16 protein-coding genes are annotated in these 15,357 nt (G+C 71.5%); 2 read left to right on the top strand and 14 right to left on the bottom strand.

The features are described from left to right. Positions 1 to 50: 50 nt before the first annotated feature. The 11 genes from EDF40_RS08965 to EDF40_RS08915 all read right to left on the bottom strand — a co-directional run bounded on the left by EDF40_RS08965 (position 51) and on the right by EDF40_RS08915 (position 10,683). Positions 51 to 1,340 (bottom strand): CynX/NimT family MFS transporter, encoded by a 1,290-nt coding sequence (locus tag EDF40_RS08965; protein ID WP_123339264.1) that lies wholly within the window; start codon positions 1,338 to 1,340, stop codon positions 51 to 53. Beyond that, a complete protein-coding gene (locus EDF40_RS08960; RefSeq protein WP_111057287.1) occupies positions 1,337 to 2,011 on the bottom strand; it encodes an HAD hydrolase-like protein in 675 nt (224 codons plus the stop codon). The genes EDF40_RS08965 and EDF40_RS08960 overlap by 4 nt, the downstream gene beginning before the upstream one ends. A 282-nt stretch (positions 2,012 to 2,293) precedes the next feature. After that, a complete protein-coding gene (locus EDF40_RS08955) occupies positions 2,294 to 3,490 on the bottom strand; it encodes an ABC transporter permease (RefSeq protein ID WP_123339263.1) in 1,197 nt (398 codons plus the stop codon). After that, positions 3,480 to 4,418, bottom strand: a complete 939-nt coding sequence (locus tag EDF40_RS08950; RefSeq protein WP_123339262.1) for an ABC transporter ATP-binding protein — start codon at positions 4,416 to 4,418, stop codon at positions 3,480 to 3,482. Before EDF40_RS08950 ends, EDF40_RS08955 begins: the two co-directional genes overlap by 11 nt. Continuing rightward, positions 4,415 to 5,209: a bifunctional 2-polyprenyl-6-hydroxyphenol methylase/3-demethylubiquinol 3-O-methyltransferase UbiG gene (locus EDF40_RS08945; RefSeq protein WP_185002935.1), complete on the bottom strand. Its 795-nt coding sequence runs from the start codon at positions 5,207 to 5,209 to the stop codon at positions 4,415 to 4,417. The genes EDF40_RS08950 and EDF40_RS08945 overlap by 4 nt, the downstream gene beginning before the upstream one ends. After that, complete coding sequence (locus EDF40_RS08940) at positions 5,206 to 5,802, bottom strand: DUF5819 family protein (protein ID WP_123339260.1); 597 nt, start codon at positions 5,800 to 5,802, stop codon at positions 5,206 to 5,208. The genes EDF40_RS08945 and EDF40_RS08940 overlap by 4 nt, the downstream gene beginning before the upstream one ends. Then, positions 5,802 to 7,715 (bottom strand): alpha/beta fold hydrolase, encoded by a 1,914-nt coding sequence (locus EDF40_RS08935; RefSeq protein WP_123339259.1) that lies wholly within the window; start codon positions 7,713 to 7,715, stop codon positions 5,802 to 5,804. The genes EDF40_RS08940 and EDF40_RS08935 overlap by 1 nt, the downstream gene beginning before the upstream one ends. Positions 7,716 to 7,874: 159 nt before the next feature. Then, positions 7,875 to 8,087, bottom strand: coding sequence for a hypothetical protein (locus EDF40_RS19195; RefSeq protein WP_185002932.1), 213 nt, complete (start codon positions 8,085 to 8,087; stop codon positions 7,875 to 7,877). A gap of 11 nt (positions 8,088 to 8,098) precedes the next feature. Further along, positions 8,099 to 8,329: a hypothetical protein gene (locus EDF40_RS08925; protein ID WP_148053811.1), complete on the bottom strand. Its 231-nt coding sequence runs from the start codon at positions 8,327 to 8,329 to the stop codon at positions 8,099 to 8,101. Positions 8,330 to 8,565: 236 nt separating this feature from the next. After that, positions 8,566 to 9,261 (bottom strand): endonuclease NucS, encoded by a 696-nt coding sequence (gene nucS, locus EDF40_RS08920; protein ID WP_111083752.1) that lies wholly within the window; start codon positions 9,259 to 9,261, stop codon positions 8,566 to 8,568. A gap of 9 nt (positions 9,262 to 9,270) precedes the next feature. After that, the gene (locus EDF40_RS08915; RefSeq protein ID WP_260212634.1) at positions 9,271 to 10,683 is read right to left on the bottom strand and encodes an MFS transporter; all 1,413 of its coding nucleotides are present in this window, start codon (positions 10,681 to 10,683) and stop codon (positions 9,271 to 9,273) included. Positions 10,684 to 10,810: 127 nt separating this feature from the next. Here EDF40_RS08915 and EDF40_RS08910 point away from each other — a divergent pair, with 127 nt between their 5' ends. Continuing rightward, complete coding sequence (locus EDF40_RS08910) at positions 10,811 to 11,938, top strand: LacI family DNA-binding transcriptional regulator (RefSeq protein ID WP_185002930.1); 1,128 nt, start codon at positions 10,811 to 10,813, stop codon at positions 11,936 to 11,938. A 59-nt stretch (positions 11,939 to 11,997) separates the two neighbouring features. On the opposite strand, the gene EDF40_RS08905 is transcribed toward EDF40_RS08910, so the two are convergent. Both EDF40_RS08905 and EDF40_RS08900 read right to left on the bottom strand, forming a co-directional pair. Then, positions 11,998 to 12,594, bottom strand: coding sequence for a TetR-like C-terminal domain-containing protein (locus EDF40_RS08905; protein ID WP_123339257.1), 597 nt, complete (start codon positions 12,592 to 12,594; stop codon positions 11,998 to 12,000). Further along, the gene (locus tag EDF40_RS08900; protein ID WP_123339256.1) at positions 12,591 to 13,682 is read right to left on the bottom strand and encodes an amidohydrolase family protein; all 1,092 of its coding nucleotides are present in this window, start codon (positions 13,680 to 13,682) and stop codon (positions 12,591 to 12,593) included. The genes EDF40_RS08905 and EDF40_RS08900 overlap by 4 nt, the downstream gene beginning before the upstream one ends. Before the next feature lie 48 nt (positions 13,683 to 13,730). Between EDF40_RS08900 and EDF40_RS08895 the strand changes: the two genes are divergently transcribed. Further along, positions 13,731 to 14,669 (top strand): amidohydrolase family protein, encoded by a 939-nt coding sequence (locus EDF40_RS08895; RefSeq protein ID WP_123339255.1) that lies wholly within the window; start codon positions 13,731 to 13,733, stop codon positions 14,667 to 14,669. On the opposite strand, the gene EDF40_RS08890 is transcribed toward EDF40_RS08895, so the two are convergent. After that, a complete protein-coding gene (locus EDF40_RS08890; RefSeq protein ID WP_123339254.1) occupies positions 14,635 to 15,273 on the bottom strand; it encodes a TetR family transcriptional regulator in 639 nt (212 codons plus the stop codon). The two genes, EDF40_RS08895 and EDF40_RS08890, sit on opposite strands and share 35 nt — an antisense overlap. Between the last annotated feature and the right edge of the window lie 84 nt (positions 15,274 to 15,357).

Genomic DNA, 15,357 nt, shown 5'->3' with positions numbered 1-15,357 from the left:
TGGGCGCGTGCTCACGAAGCGCTCCGCAGCGAGCGAACAAGCAGGGCCGCTCAGGACACGCGGCGCGCGGCGATCGTGCCGACGACCCCGAGCGTCAGCACCGACACGAGCACGACGAGCAGCGGTGCCGTCCAGTCCCCGGTCGCACCGTGCAGCGCCCCGGCGACGAGCGGTCCGGCCGAGCCGATCAGGTACCCGCCGCCCTGCACGAACGCGGACATCCGACGGGCATCGGCGTCGCTCGACACGATCCGCACGATCACGATGAAGATCACGGTGATGCCGCCGCCCTGGGCCGCGCCGCCGAGCACCGACCACAGCAACCAGAGCTGCGGGGCGAAGAGCAGCCCGAGGGGCATCGCCAGCCACAGGAACGCGACGAGCGCGATGATCGCCCGCGGCCGCCACTTCGCCGCGAGCAGCGGGACCCCGAGCGCACCGACCACGGCCAGGATCTGGAACACCGACGAGCTCGCCCCGGACGACGCCTTCGAGAACCCGATCTCGTCGTGCAGCAGGGTCGGGATCCAGGCGGTCAGGGCGTAGTACGAGAACGCCTGGCCGCCGAAGGCCAGCGTGAGGCCCCACGTGATGAGCCGTCGTGCGGGGCGGACCGGCTCGGCGGCGGTGGCAGCAGCGGCCGCCGCGGCCCGGTCGGCGCGGATCGTCCGGATCGCCCCGGTGTCGAGCACCTGGTCGATCGGACCGGTGATCGGCAGGGGTTCGTCGTCGTCCGAGCGCACCGGGCGGCGCCATGCGGCCCGGGCGCCCACTGCGTACGTCCAGGCGAACCCGGCGATGACTGCGAAGACCGCCCACACGGCGATGGCGATCGGCCAACCCCACAGCGCCGCCAGGGGAGCGGTCGCGAGTGAGGTGATCATCGACCCGACGTTGAGTGCCGACGTGTAGACGCCGGTGACCAGGCCGACACGCTCCGGCGAGGTGTCCCGCCGGATGACGACGGGGATCACCACGTTGCCGATCGTGATGCCGATGCCGATCACCGCGGTGCCGATGAGCAGTGCGGCCGACGACGGCATCGAACGGACCACGGTGCCGGCGAGCACGATGACGAGCGACAGGGACACCGCACGCTCGGGGTCGGCCTTCGCGATGACCCAGCTGGCGAACGGCGTCGCGAGGGCGAAGCACAGCACCGGGATCGTCGTCAGCAGCCCGGCGATCGTCGCGGTCAGGCCGAGGTCGGCGCGGACGTCGCCGATGACCGGGGCGGTCGCGACGATCGGGCCGCGGAAGTTCAGTGCGATCAGGACGATGGCCGCCGGCAGCAGCCAGGCGGCACCGCGGAGCCCCCGCCCGACGACGTCGCCGCTCATGCTGACGGCGTCGCGGACGGCAGCAGGATCGGCAGCAGGTCGAGTGGGGTGGCGGCGCGGGCGATGGTGCCCTCGGCCTCGTCGGGGGAGCCGTAGCCCCACTCGGCGAAGACGACCGGGACGCCGTGCACGGTCGCGCCCTCGACGTCGTGCTTCCGGTCGCCGATCAGCACCGGGCGGCTGGTGTCGAAGCCGTGGGCCTCGAGGCGTCGCAGTGCCTCTTCGACGACGTCGGCCTTGCTCGACCGCACCTCGTCGTCGCTCGCACCCGTGATGATGTCGATGTCCCCGGTGAGTCCGTAGTGCTCGAGGATGTAGGTCGCCGGGGTCTCCGGCTTGCTCGTCGCCGTCGAGATCGGCAGCCCCGCCTGGTGCAGGGTGCGCAGCACGACGTCGATGTCCGGGAACATCTCGGAGTCGAGCGCCCCGTGCGAGAAGTAGTGCTCGCGGTAGACGGCGAGGGTGCGGTCGGCCAGTTCGTCGTCCATGCCCATCGCGACCCGGAACGTGTCCATGATCGGCGGGCCCACGAACGACATCAGGGTGTCGTGGTCCGGCACCGGGACGCCGACGGTGCGGAAGGTGTGCGTCAGGCTCTCGAGGATGCCCGGCGCGGAGTCGCTGATGGTGCCGTCGAGGTCGAACAGGATGGCGGAGAACGGGCTGGTCATGTCCTGTCCACCCTAGCCGGGCCGTAGCGGGCGACCACCCGGGGTCGCGGCGGCGACGGGGTGGACCGGCGCCGCGCCTCCAGGCCGGGGACCGGACGGTCCTCGTAGTGCCCGGAGGGCGACGTCGACGGACGGCGCTCGCCGATCAGCGGCGTTTCCGCGAGAACCAACCCCCGGCGGTGAGCGAGAGGCCGGCGATCACGGCGATGACGACGATCCAGATGATTGTTGTGGTCTCCACGTTGTGCTCCTGTCGGTGTCGTGCGGTGGGTGTGGTGCTTGTCAGGGGTTCGGGTGCTGCGGGCGAGTCCGGGGCGAGCGGACCGGCCTGCGGAGACGGCTGCGGCGGCCGGTGATGGACCGGTGGTAGACCCTCGCACCGCCGACCGCGGCGATCACCGTGGCCGCGGCGATCACCGCCACGGACGCCACGAGGTCGACACCGGCGACCTCGCCGGCAGCGAGCCGCATCGGCATGAGGATCGCGGAGAACGGCGGGATCAGGCTCATCACGCGGACCCACGGATCCCCGATGCCCTGGAGCGCGAGGATCGCGACGACGAACACCGCTGCGTTCAGCAGCTGGAGGGGCAGCAACGACGAGGACAGTGCCTCCGGCCGCTTCGCGGTGGCGGCGACCGCCCCGTAGATGAAGCCGTAGAAGGCGAACCCGAGGACGAACCACATGATGCTGACGAGCGCCGCCGGGGCGATGAGGTCCTGCAGGCCAGCCGTCCCGAACACCCGCACGGCGCCGATCCCGACGAGGGCGAGGATCGCCATCTGGATGAGACCGAAGAGCCCGGTGCCGACGACCTTGCCGACGAGCAGGGACACGGGGCGCACGCGCGAGAACAGGATGTCGACGACCCGCGTCGTCTTCTCCTCCATCGTTCCCTGCGCGACCGACCCGCCGAGGCCGGCGATCTGGGTGAACAGCACGATGGACACGACGTACGCGAGCACGAGTCGTGCTGCGTCGCCGGACGAGTCGGAGACGGCACGGACCACCGGTTCGGGGACCGAGACCGGACTCCCGGTGGTGTCGGCCACCATCATCTCGAGTGTGCCGGTCCTGATCGCGGCTGCGACGGCCAGGCCGGCGGCCTCGTCGGCGCTGTCGGCCATCGTGACCGTGACCTGGCCGTCGGCCACCGCTGCCGTCCCCGCGACGTCGCCGGCATCGAGTGCCCTGGCCGCCGCGCCCGCGGAGTCGACGGGACGGATGTCGACGCCGGGGACCGCGCCCCGGTCGTCCGCCGAGAGCGCGGCGACGGCCTCGGGCGTCGCGGCGAACGCGAGCGCGGTCGAGGCCGTGTTGCCGGCCAGCAGTCTGGGCACGAGCGCGAGCGCCACGATGAAGAGACAGCTGACCACCATGCCGATCCAGAACGACCGCATGCGCAGTCCGACGTGGACCTCGCGGCCGGCGATGTGGCCGACCTGTCGGAGGTCGAGCCGTGGTCGATCAGAGAGCATCCTGCGTCACCGCGTCTCGGTAGAGGTCGGACAAGGTCGCGCGGGCCCGCTCGACGCCGATCACGTCGACGCCGGCGGCCAGGCGGCGGAAGACGTCCGCCTCGGTGCCGGACGGTACCCGGACCACGTGGCGATCCGGATCGGTCGTCGTGCCGCTGAGCGCATGGCGGCCGCTCGTCACGACGTCCGCACCGAGCTCGGCGAGCACACCCGGAGCGACGGGGGTGGCGGTGCGCACGACGTGGAGGTTCTCCGTCCCCTCGAGGAGGTCGTCGACCCGGTCCTCGGCGACGATCCGCCCGTCGTGGATGATGACCACCCGGTCGCACACGCGCTCCATGAGGTCGAGCTGGTGACTCGAGAACAGGATCGGGCGGCCGGACCGTGCGGTGTCGGCGAGGACCGCGCCCATCGCGTCGACGCCGCTCGGGTCCAGGCCCGAGAACGGTTCGTCGAGCACGAGCGCCGTGGGGTCGCCGAGCAAGGCGGCGACGAGCTGCACACGCTGCCGGTTGCCCAGGCTGAGTTCACGGACGACGTCGCCGAAGCGATGCCGGATCCCCAGCACGTCCCCCCACCGCGCGACCTCGGCACGAGCCTGTCGGCGACCCATACCGTGGAGCCGGGCCAGGTACACGAGGTGGTCACCGACCCGCATCTCCGGGTACAGACCCTGTTCCTCGGGCATGTACCCGATGCCGCTGCGGTACGCGGAGTCGATCGGGCACCCACCGACCGAGACCGTCCCGTCGTCGGCCTCGAGCAGGCCCAACAGGATCCGCATCGTCGTGCTCTTGCCGGCGCCGTTGCTGCCGATGAAGCCGGTGACCTGCCCCGACGGCACGGTGAAGGAGACCCCGTCGAGCACGAGCCGGGACCCGAAGCGCTTGTCGAGGTCGCGGACCTCGATGGTGCCGGCCGGGTTCATGCCGGCCGCCGGAGGACCGCGACCCAGAGCGGGTTCTCGCCCGCTTCGTAGGGCGTGCCGTACCAGTCGCCGAGCAGCGCGACCCGTTCGAGGCCGGCGTCCTCCGCCCACGCGGCGAGTTCGTCGGGCTCGACGAAGGCGACCCGTTCGTCGAACTGCGTCACGGACCGCGGTTCCTCCCACCGGTGCGCGACGGACCAGGTGTCCGCCGCGGTGTCCAGACGGTAGGTCGACGTCAGGCGTGCACCGTCCGGGCGTTCGGTGACGACCGGCAGGGGCTCGATGCCGAACCTGCCGACCGCGGTCGCTCGGTCGTACGCCTCGACCACGAGGTGGCCACCCGGCGCGAGCCAGGACGAGGCTCGTCGCACAACGCCTTCCCGGTCGGCCGGGTCGGGCAGGCAGGAGATCGAGCCGAGGACACAGGCGACGAGGTCGGCCGATCCGCTCGGTTCGGAGTGGTCCCGCATGTCCGCGTCGACCACCGTCGTCCGGGCGCGGGTCGAGGCGTCCTCGGCACCGAGGTTGTCCCGCAGGCGGTCCACCATCGCGGACGACACCTCCACGGCGCGCACGGTGTGTCCCGCGCGCGCCAGCGGGATCGCCACCCGGCCGGTCCCGGCACCCAGTTCGACGATCCGGGACGCGGGAGCGACGAGGCTCCCGAGCGCCTCGGCCTCGAGCGCGCCACCGTGCTCGAACACCCGGTCGTAGACGCTCGCCCACGCTCCGCCGTACCCACCGGAGCGGTCGATGTCCTGGCGGTCCCGGTCGATGTTGCTGTCGATCACGATCGGTCCTCCGTCGGCGCGGGCAGTTCCGCACCCTCGATCCGCGGGACGAGCCCGGAGACGAAGCGGTACTCGGGATCGCCGGACTCGTCGTAGCCGCTGTAGAGCACCACCATGAACTGGAAGGCGTCGCTGCCCGGTTCGAGGTCGCCGGCGCGCTCGCGGCGTTCGACGGCGTGCCGGATGTAGTTGGCCACGAGCCGGTACGAGGACGCCTGCTGCATCTGCTCGACCTCGAGCGAGTTGAGCGCGATGAGGTCGATGCCGACGTCGAAGAACGCTTTCTCACGGCGTCGGCCGGGGAACCAGAACGCGTGCACGAGCCGCCGGCGGACGATGCTGGAGGCCTCGTGCCACGGGGACACCTGGCCGTCCGCACCGCGTGTCCGGTACATCAGGTGGAAGTCCTGGGTGGCCGGCTCGGGAGCGAAGAACCGCCAGTTCGGGATCGTCAGCCCGACCGGGTCCAGGCTGCGGAGCCGGTCGAAGCTCCGCTGCGGGTGCTGGGTCAGGAGCGTCAGGACGAACCAGCCGGCGAACACCGCCTCGACGGCGGTCGTGATGACGGTGGTGGGTGCGGGTCGGCGGCCCATCACCGCGCACCCTCGGCTTCCACGGGCACCCGCGGTGTCGTGTGCCGGAGGACGACGGCGGCGATCCGGGTGACGACGGCGCGGTCGGCGAGGAGACCGAGGTGATCGGTTCCGTCGACCACGGTGAGACGACCGTCGGCACCGGCGGCCACGAACTCCTCGTCGAGCGCCCGCTGGTGCGGGTGTTCCCGCAGGGTCCGGTCGGCAGCGACGACGTCGACACGAGCCGAGGTCGTCGGCAGGCTCCCCACCGGTGCGCGGAACACCTGGTACAGGCTCGTCCACTCCCGTTTGGCGGTGGACCACAGGGCGTGGTCCCGCAGTTCGGCCCGCAGCCGCGCTGCGACCTCGTCCGGGTACAGGAACACCCACGGCGGGACGTCGAGCATCACACCGAGTCCGAGCCGGAGCGAGGGTGCGACGAGTCGCATCGACATGTCGAGCATGCGGGCACCCTCGGCCTGCACCGCGGACACGGCGACCTCGCCCGGGTGCGTCGGGTCGATGAGCACGACCCCGGTCACCCGTGACCCCAGACGCTCCGCCGCACGGGTGACGAGGTACCCGCCGAGCGAGTGCCCCACCAGCACGACGTCCCGATCGGCGGCGACCGCGTCGACCAGGTCGACCAGGTCGTCGACGGACTCCTGCAGGCTGTAGCTGTCACGTGAGAAGTAGCTGCTCGCGCCGTACCCGGCGCGGCTGTAGAACAGGGTGTCGACCCGTCCGGCGAGCTCCTCGCCGTACCAGTGCCAGTAGGTGGCGGAGGACTGGTGGCCGCTCTCGAACACGACGAGCGGCAGAGCCTCCGCACCGGGTGCGCGCCGGAGGCGGTAAGACAGCACGTTCCGTGACGGGGTGCGGTGCCGCCGGGCCTCCGGCCCGTCCGCTCGCTCGATCCCGGCGCGGCGCACCAGCGCGGAACCGACGCCGACGACGGCGAGGATGCCGGTGACCGAGGCGACGATCGCTGGGAGCCGAGCGGGCGAGCGGTGCGAGCCTGCCGTCAGCGACCGCGCCGCGCGCCCCTGCACCACCGAGAGGATGGCCGGGTAGGTCGCCATGAAGGCCCACACGAACCGGGCGAGTCCCATGTACCGCGCGTTCGCCAGGTGGAACGCGGCCATCGCCCCGACGATCCCGTAGGCCGCGCGGGTCGGCAGCACGAAGACCAGCGGGAACGCGGTCTCGAGGACGAGGACGGCGTGCGCGGCGAGTCGGGAGAGGCGGGGGTGCGCGGTCAGGAACCGGTAGAGGCCCTCATCGCCGTACGTGCGGGTGCGCAGGATCCCCGGGAGCGCCTCGCCGGTCCGCCACGTCCGGCTCACGATCTTCACCAGGCCGGAGACGCTGTACGACAACGCGGCTTGCATCGCCAGGAACCACACCGCCGCTTCGGCCGCTCGGGGTGAACCGCGACCGACACGGCCGAGGGCTGCCGAGGTCTGCACGAGGAAGGCGAGCTGGTCGGACCCGTCCGAGCCGTAGTGGTTCTTCGGGTGCAGCACGAGCGCGCTCGCAGCGAGGAAGGCGTTCGCCGGGGCCCGGTGTGCCGTCACGTGCAACGGCAGGAAGAGCGACAACCCCGCGCCGATCCGGAGCACGTGGACGACGTTGTCGATCTTCTCGTCCGAGACGCGGTCGAGGAACGGCATCAGCCGGGGGAACCGGGTAGCCATCGCGCTGCGACCGTACGTCCAGTCACCCAGGCCGCCGGGACGTTGGTCACGTCGGCTGAAGAGGTACTCGACGCTGCTGAGCACCTGCGTGACCGCGCTCATCCGCTCGGCCGCGAGCAGCGCCGTGCGCGGTCGGGACACGGCGGTCAGCACGTCGCCGATGCCCGCTGTGATCGCCCGGAGACGGGGTGCGCGGAGCGGAGGGAGGTGCGCGAGGACGGACCGGGCGTTCACGCTCGGTCCCCGCTCGCGGGTCGCTGGTGCATGGGTGTGTGGCCTCCTGGGCGAGGGAGTCGCTTGTGCGACCCGTCTGGACGAGGACGTACGTGACCCGACCGCTGCGCGGTCGAGCGGGGTGCCGGCCGACGAGGAACCGTCGGCCGGCACAGGTGGTCAGCCGATGGCCTGACCGATGGTGAACCCGGCCGTGAAGGCGGCGGCACCCGCCGCTGCGCCCTTGAACGCAGCGACGAAACCGGGGCAGAAGGCCGCGGCCGTGGCGGGCGTCGCGAGGACCGGGACGGAGGCGCTCAACCCTCGGCTGGACACGTCGGCGAAGGGCAACGTCGCGAGCGCGGCGTCCGCGTTCACTTTCTCGAGCAGCATCGTCACCACCCCTAGTCGGCCGTCGCGACGCCGACCCACACGCCGGCACCGAACAGCCCGGCGAAGGCAGCCGCGCCGGCGACCGCTCCCTTGTTGGCTGCCACGAACGCGGCAGCGGCCGTGACGGTGGCCGGGGTGGCCAGCACGGGCAGCTCCCCTGGTGCTCCGGACCAGTTGGTGCGGTCCATCTGCAGGTTCGCGATCGATCGATCGCTGTTCACACGTGACGCGAGTGACGTCATGGTCTTCCCCATTCCTCTTCCGTTGTCGACATCGATCACGGCCGGCACCGCCTCGGAGGGCGACGAGATGACGGAGGACAGCTGCGCCGGTCGCCCCGCGACTCCCCCCTGTCAACTCTTACAGGTTCGGTCACAGGGGTCGCAGGTTCACCCCTCTTTCGAGGGGCGTCACATGCGATTGACACGGAAACCTCAGGTCTCCGTACCCCAGAAGGAGGACCCGGGTCCCGCCTGTTCTAGAACAGGCGGGTGTGGCCGCCCTCGATGCCGCGCATCGCGTCGTAGTCGAGCACGAGGACGCGGATACCGCGGTCCTCGGCGAGGGTTCGTGCCTGCGGTGCCACCGTCTGCGCCGCCAGCACGCCCTGCACTGGACGCAGGTGCGGGTCGCGGTTCATGAGCTCGAGGTAGCGCGTGAGCTGCTCGACCGCGTCGATGTTGGCGTTGCGCTTCATCTCGACCGCGACGCTCGCTCCCGCGTCGTCGCGGGCCAGGATGTCGACCGGCCCGATGGCGGTCATGTACTCGCGGCGGACCAGCGTGTGGCCGTCGCCGAGCAGTTCGATCTGCTCCGCGAGGAGCTGCTGCAGGTGCGCCTCGACCCCGTCCTTCACCAGGCCCGGGTCGACGCCGAGGTCGTGGGTCTGGTCCGCGATGACCTCGTGGATGGACACGATCAGGCGGTCCTGGGTCTTCTTCTGCGTCACCGTCCAGACCTCGGTGATGCCACCGACTGTCTGCTCCTCGTCGGGCTCGCTCATCTCGATCGAGCACGGCGGGCTCATCCAGTTCAGCGGCTTGTAGCTGCCACCGTCGGAGTGCACGAGCAGCGAGCCGTCCGCCTTGAGCATGAGCAGACGGGTCGCGAGCGGCAGGTGGGCTGAGAGCCGTCCGGCGTAGTCGACGGAGCAGCGGGCGATGACGAGACGCACCCGGGAAGCCTAACGGGCGTCGCGTCCCGACCCGGACGGCGCGCTCGTCGCGTCGGCAGTGCTGGTTGCGTCGGCAGCGCTCGTCGCGTTGTCGACGTTGTCGACGTTGTCGACGTTGTCGACGTTGTCGACGTTGTCGGTGTGGTCAGCGCTGTCGGCCGGGAGGCGCGGCTTGCCCCCGTCGTGTCCGTCGCCGCCCCCGCGGGTCGGCCGGGCGGCGGCGCCGGTCTCACGGGCAGCACCCGACGCGAGTCCCGCCGCGATGATGAACACGAAGACGACCAGGAGCGCACCGAGCAGTCCGACGTGCTCGCCGAGGAACCCGATGAGCGGAGGACCGGCCAGGAACGCCACGTACCCGATGGTGGCGACGGCGCTGACCTTGGCGGCTGCGGTGCGGGGGTCGTCGGCGGCGGCCGACATGCCCATCGGGAAACCGAGGCTGGCACCGAGGCCCCAGAGCACGACGCCCACGATCGCGAGCGGCACGTTGTCGATGAAGATGAGCATGCCGAGGCCGACCACGGCGACGGCCGCGCTGATGCGCAGGATCGGGACGCGCCCGAACTTGTCGATGAGGGGGCTGCCGGCGACGCGGCCGACGGTCATCGCCGCGAGGAACACGGTGAGCACCCCGGCGCCGGCGGCGTTGTCGAGCCCGTGGCCGTCGATCATCGCGAGCGGCAGCCAGTCGTTCGCGGAGCCCTCGGCCAGGGCCATGCCGAGCACGATCACGCCGATGAGGATCGTGGACGGCTGCGCCCAGACCTGCATGCGGGTGAGCGGCGTGGCGACCGGACTGGTGTCGGTGGAGACCTGCTCGGCGAAGCGGTGCTCGTCCTGGAACTTCGTGACGGCGACGAGCATCACGGCGCTCGTGATGACGACCAGCACGATGAAGTGCACGGAGACCGGGATCTCGAGCCGCTCGGCCAGGGCACCGAGCCCGGCGCCGGCCAGTGTGCCGAGGGAGAACGCTGCGTGGAACAGCGGCATGATCGTGCGCCCGCCGGCCTTCTCGGCAGCGGCGCCGGAGACGTTCATCGACACGTCGCACAGGCCGTTGCCGAACCCGAAGGCGATCAGGGCGATCCAGATGGCGGCGAAGCCCCACCCGAGCGTGACCGCGATGCCGGCGAAGACCATGCCGAGCGCCAGACAGGCGGCGGCGATCTGGATCCCGCGCCGTGCGCCGAGCTTGGCGACGATGTGGCCGGCGAAGGTCAGGCCACCGATCGAACCGACGGCCATGCCCAGGACGAGCAGGCCCATCTCGAAGGTGCTCGCCCCGAGGGAGTCGCGGACGCTCGGGATCCGGCCGAGCCACGTCGCGATGTCGAGCCCGGACAGGGTGAACACCACGAACACCGCGATGATCCAGGCCCTAGTGGTCGGAACGGTGCGGGTGGACGGCGTCGTCATGGTGGTCCCATCGTGCTTCGTTGCTGGTGGTCGTGGTGCGCGTGGTGCGGGTCGCGCTGCGCGTTTTGTTCGGAGTCGGCCGCTATCGAATCGATTCGACCGCTTGTTCCCGCTACGCTAACCGGCGATGGACGAACCGGCAACAGCACTCGGCGCGTCGCCTTCCCGCGACGGCGGCACCCGTCCGTCGCGCCCGACGCTGGCCGCGGTCGCCCGCGCCGCCGGTGTCGCGCCGTCGACGGCCTCGCTCGCGTTCAGCGGCAGCGGCCCGGTGTCCGAGGACGCCAAGGCCCGAGTCCTCGCCGCCGCCGCAGAGCTCGGCTACGGCGGCCCCGACCCCCGTGCGCGTTCGCTCCGCCGAGGGCGTTCGGGCGTCATCGGTGTCGTCATGGACGAGCGTCTGAGCGATGCCTTCCGTGACCCCGTCAACGTCCTGACGCTCGACGGCATCGCCGAGGTCGCCGGGGCTGCGGGCGCTTCGCTCTTGCTGGTCCGGAGTCCGCTCGATGACGAACAGGGAGCCGGCCCCCTCGTCGATGCCCCGATGGACGCCGTCGTGCTCGTCGGGTGCAACGTCCGGATCGACCCGGCCGTGGCGGTGCTGCGGCGCCGGCAGATCCCCGTCGTCGCGATCGAGGCGGACGAGATCGAGGGTGCCGTCCCTGTTCAGCTCGACAACCGGGATGCCTCGCGCCGTGCTGCTGCGTACCTGCAGGACCTCGGGCACGCCGACGTCACGGTGGTGACGCTGCCGCTCGACGCTGCTCGTCGGCGGGGGCCGGTCGACGACGACCGGTTCGCGTCGGGCATCGCGTTCACGACGCTGGAGCGACTGCGGGGCGTGCGCGAGGTCTACCCCTCCGCCGTGGCGGTCGAGACGGCGGGGAGCTCGGTAGAAGAAGGACGCCTGGCAGGCGTGGAGCTGTTCGCTGCCGATGGCCCTCGCCCCACCGCCGTCATCGCCCAGAGCGACCTGATCGCCGTCGGGGTGATCTCGGCTGCCCTCGACGCCGGGCTGCGGGTGCCCGAGGACGTCAGCGTCGTCGGGTTCGACGGCATCACGGTGGACGACAGCCTGTTGCACCGCACGCCGATCCGGCACCTGACCACGCTCGTGCAGCCGTTCGTGCAGAAGGGCCAGGCTGCCGCTCGTGCTGCGCTGGCGATGCTCGAGGGGGCGGAGCCGCAGCCGGCGTCGTTCGTCTCGGAGTTGCGGGTGGGGGACACGACGGGGCCGCCGCCGGCTGTGCGCTGATCCCACCCGTCCGCATTCCGCCAGACCCCTACGGGTCGGTCAGCGCGACTTCGCGAGGATCACCGCGACAGGGCGGGAAGCACGACGTCATCGACGACCTCGACGATGTCGTCGCGGGACAGCGGACCAGTGGTGAGGTGACGGGCGAGCACGAGTGCGGCGCCAGCGCTGACGCGTGATGGGCTGACAGCGCTCGAGGGGATCTCGCCACGGGCCGCGGCACGTCCGAATGCTTCGGTCACGAGGCGTTGGCGCGGCTCGATGAGCAGCGCGACGATCCGCTGCCACATCTCCGGCCGCCGCTCCCGCTCGAGGAGGAGCGGCGTGAGGACCCGTCCGACCGGGGAGGTGAGCCCGTCGGCGAGGTCGGTGAGGAACGCGATGAGTTCGTCGCGGAGGTCGCCGACCGGCTGGAGTCGGGTCCCCCCGGGGTGATCGCTCCGCTCCGCGGTGTCTTCGGTCCAGGCGAGGGCGGCGAGGACGAGCTGCTCCGGACCGGTCCAGCGCCGGTAGAGCGAGGCCTTGCCCGCACCGGCTGCCGCGGCGACGTTCTCGAAGGTGAGGCCCGCCATGCCGTGGTCAGCCAGCTGTTCGAGTGTGGCGGCGAAGATCGCGTGCTCGAGGTCAGCACCGCGCCGCCGGACGGGAGCGTTCACGAGATGAGTGTCCCACCGACCCACACAGCGCCCGGCTGAGCGAGGACGGCTGGGTCGACGAGGGGATCGCCGGTCGTGAGCAGGAGGTCCGCACGCAGCCCCACTTCCACACGCCCGCGGTCGTGCAGACCGAATGCCGCCGCTGCCCCATCCGTGGCAGCGGTCAGTACCGCGCCGTTCGTCATCCCGGTGTCCCGCAAGAGGAGCATCTCCTCGTGGAGGGCCTCGCCGTGGCGAACCGGCGCGAAGGGGGTCTCGTTCGCGTCCGTGCCGGCGATGACTGGCACACCGGCGCTGTGCATCCGGCGCACGCTCTCGACGGCGTTCTCGAACGCGGCGTCGGCACGGTCCCCGAGTCGCGCGCGGGCCATCGCGCGCATCATCACGAGGGTCGGTGACGCGATGGTGCCCTGGGCCGCCATCCGCCGGACGGTCGCGTCCGGCAGCGGCCGGTCGAGGGGCGCGTGCGTGAGGATGTCGACCCCGGCGTCGAGCCCGCGGACGAACGACGCGGCGGTCACGACGTGGGCCACGGTCCGGAGCCCCCGGCTGCGTGCACCGTCGACCAGGGCCGTGATCGTTGCGACGACGAGCGCGGGGACGTCGGTGGCGTCGGGGTCCTCGATGATGATCTTCACCAGGTCCGACCCGTTCGCGGCCCGCCAGTCCAGGTACCGCTCGGCATCGGCTGCGCTGCTCACGCCGCTCGCGTCCGGGAAGCCCATCCGAGCGATCTGGGTGCTGCCCGGTGCCGAGGCGGCCGAGCCCGCGCTGAGGAGCCCCGGGGCCCCTGGTGCTCGTCGCTGCTCGTCGACGAGGGAGTCCGGGTGTGTCCCGAGGTCGACCATCGTCGTGACGCCGGCTCGGACTGCGGACGACAGCGCCGCCGGGGAGCCCAGGTGGACGTGCGTGTCGATCAGGCCCGGAACGAGGAACTGCCCCGTTCCGTCGACGACCGGACCGCCGGCTGGAGCGACGGTCCCCGCGGGACGGACCGTGCTGATGTGCTCGTCGAACTCGACGTCGACAGCCTCGGTTGTGGTCACCCCGCCGGAGCTGGTGCGGACGTTGCGAATGGTCGTGGTCATGCGGTCTACGATACAGAATCGTTCACTACACGCAACGAGGAGCCATCGATGTCCGAACTGATCGACGTCCACGCACACTTCGTCACCGCGGACTACGTCGCAGCGGCCCGAGCAGCCGGGTACGAACAGCCGGACGGCATGCCCGCCTGGCCGAGCTGGTCGCTCGCCGGCCAGCTCGGTGACATGGACCGCCGCGGGATCGCCCGAGCGGTCCTGTCCGTCTCGTCGCCCGGAGTGCACTTCGGGGACGACGACCGAGCCGCGGAGCTCGCGCGGACGCTCAACGACGAAGCCGCCGCGATCGCGGCCGCGCACCCGGACCGGTTCTCGTACTTCGCGTCCCTCCCGGTGCCGGATGTCGACAGTGCGGTCCTGGAGGCCCGGCGCACGTTGCAGGGACCGGGTGCGGTCGGCGTCGTCCTCGAGTCCAATGCGCACGGCCAGTACCTGGGAGATCCCGCGTTGGAGCCGCTCTGGGCCGAGCTCGACGCCCGCGGCGCGGCCGTCTTCGTTCACCCGACCTCGCCCGTCGGGTGGGAGCACACCGCCCTCGGGCGTCCTCGCCCGATGCTGGAGTTCATGTTCGACAGCACCAGGAGCATCGTCGACCTGGTGTTCGCCGGCGTCCTCGACCGGTACCCGGACGTGCGCGTCATCGTGCCGCACTCGGGCGCGACCCTGCCGGTCCTCTCTGACCGGATCGCCCTGTTCCAGCAGTTGTTCGGCGCCACCGCCGGCACGATGCCCTGGAAGGACGCGATGCGGCGGCTCTGGTTCGACACGGCAGGCACGCCGTTCCCGCTGGACGTGCCAGTACTCGCCGAGGTCGCCGGGACGGACCGGCTGCTCTACGGCAGCGACTCGTGCTGGACGCCGACGCAGGGCGTGGACGCGCAGATCGCCGCGCTCGACGATGCCGAGCCGCCGCACGACGCGACGAGTTGGCGGGAACTCACGACCCGGAACGCTCGGCGTCTGCTCGACTGACTCCGGCGAGGACGCTCTGGATCGCGGGTCCGGCGATCGCGACGACGGTGTCGTGGTCGGCTGCGAGCACGGCAGGGACCCCGAAGACCTGCCGGCTCGTGATGATCCCGACGAGCATGGCCGCGGCGAGCCCGGCCCGGAGCGTAAGGTCCTCGTGATCGGCGCCGGAGGCTCCGTGCACGAGGCGGGCCTGGATGAAGTCCCGCAGCTGCGCCGTCGCGTCCTCGTTGACCATCGCACCTCGGAGCATCGCCATCAGCGGTTCCGACTCCTCCGGGGCGCCTTCCCAGGCCTGCAGGAACGCCCGGACGACGCGCTCGCCGAGATGCTCGTCCGGACCCTCGAAGGCCGTGTCGAAGCGCCGGAGCGCGGACGGGGAAACGGCCATCACCGCTGCGAACAGGTCGGCCTTCGACCCGAAGAACTGCATCACCTGCGAAGGGTCGACGCCGGCGTCCGCCGCCACGGCCCGGATCGTCGTGCCGGCGAAACCGTCGCTGGCGAACCGCGCACTCGCCGCCGCGAGGACCGTCGTGCGGGTACTGGCCGCCCCGGGACGGCGACCTACGCGGGAGGTCGTCGCTGCTTCCGTCGTTCCGTCCATGCCCGCAATCTACTCCGCTGACGGGTTTCTCAACACACGTTGAGTTCTTGCCGGATCGGACGTACGCTCGCCTCGACGACGAGC

This window comes from Curtobacterium sp. PhB170, from assembly GCF_003752345.1.
In the GTDB taxonomy this organism is placed as follows: domain Bacteria; phylum Actinomycetota; class Actinomycetes; order Actinomycetales; family Microbacteriaceae; genus Curtobacterium.
Note: the sequence above shows the minus strand (reverse complement) of the source record. Positions and strands in the feature narration are given on the sequence as shown.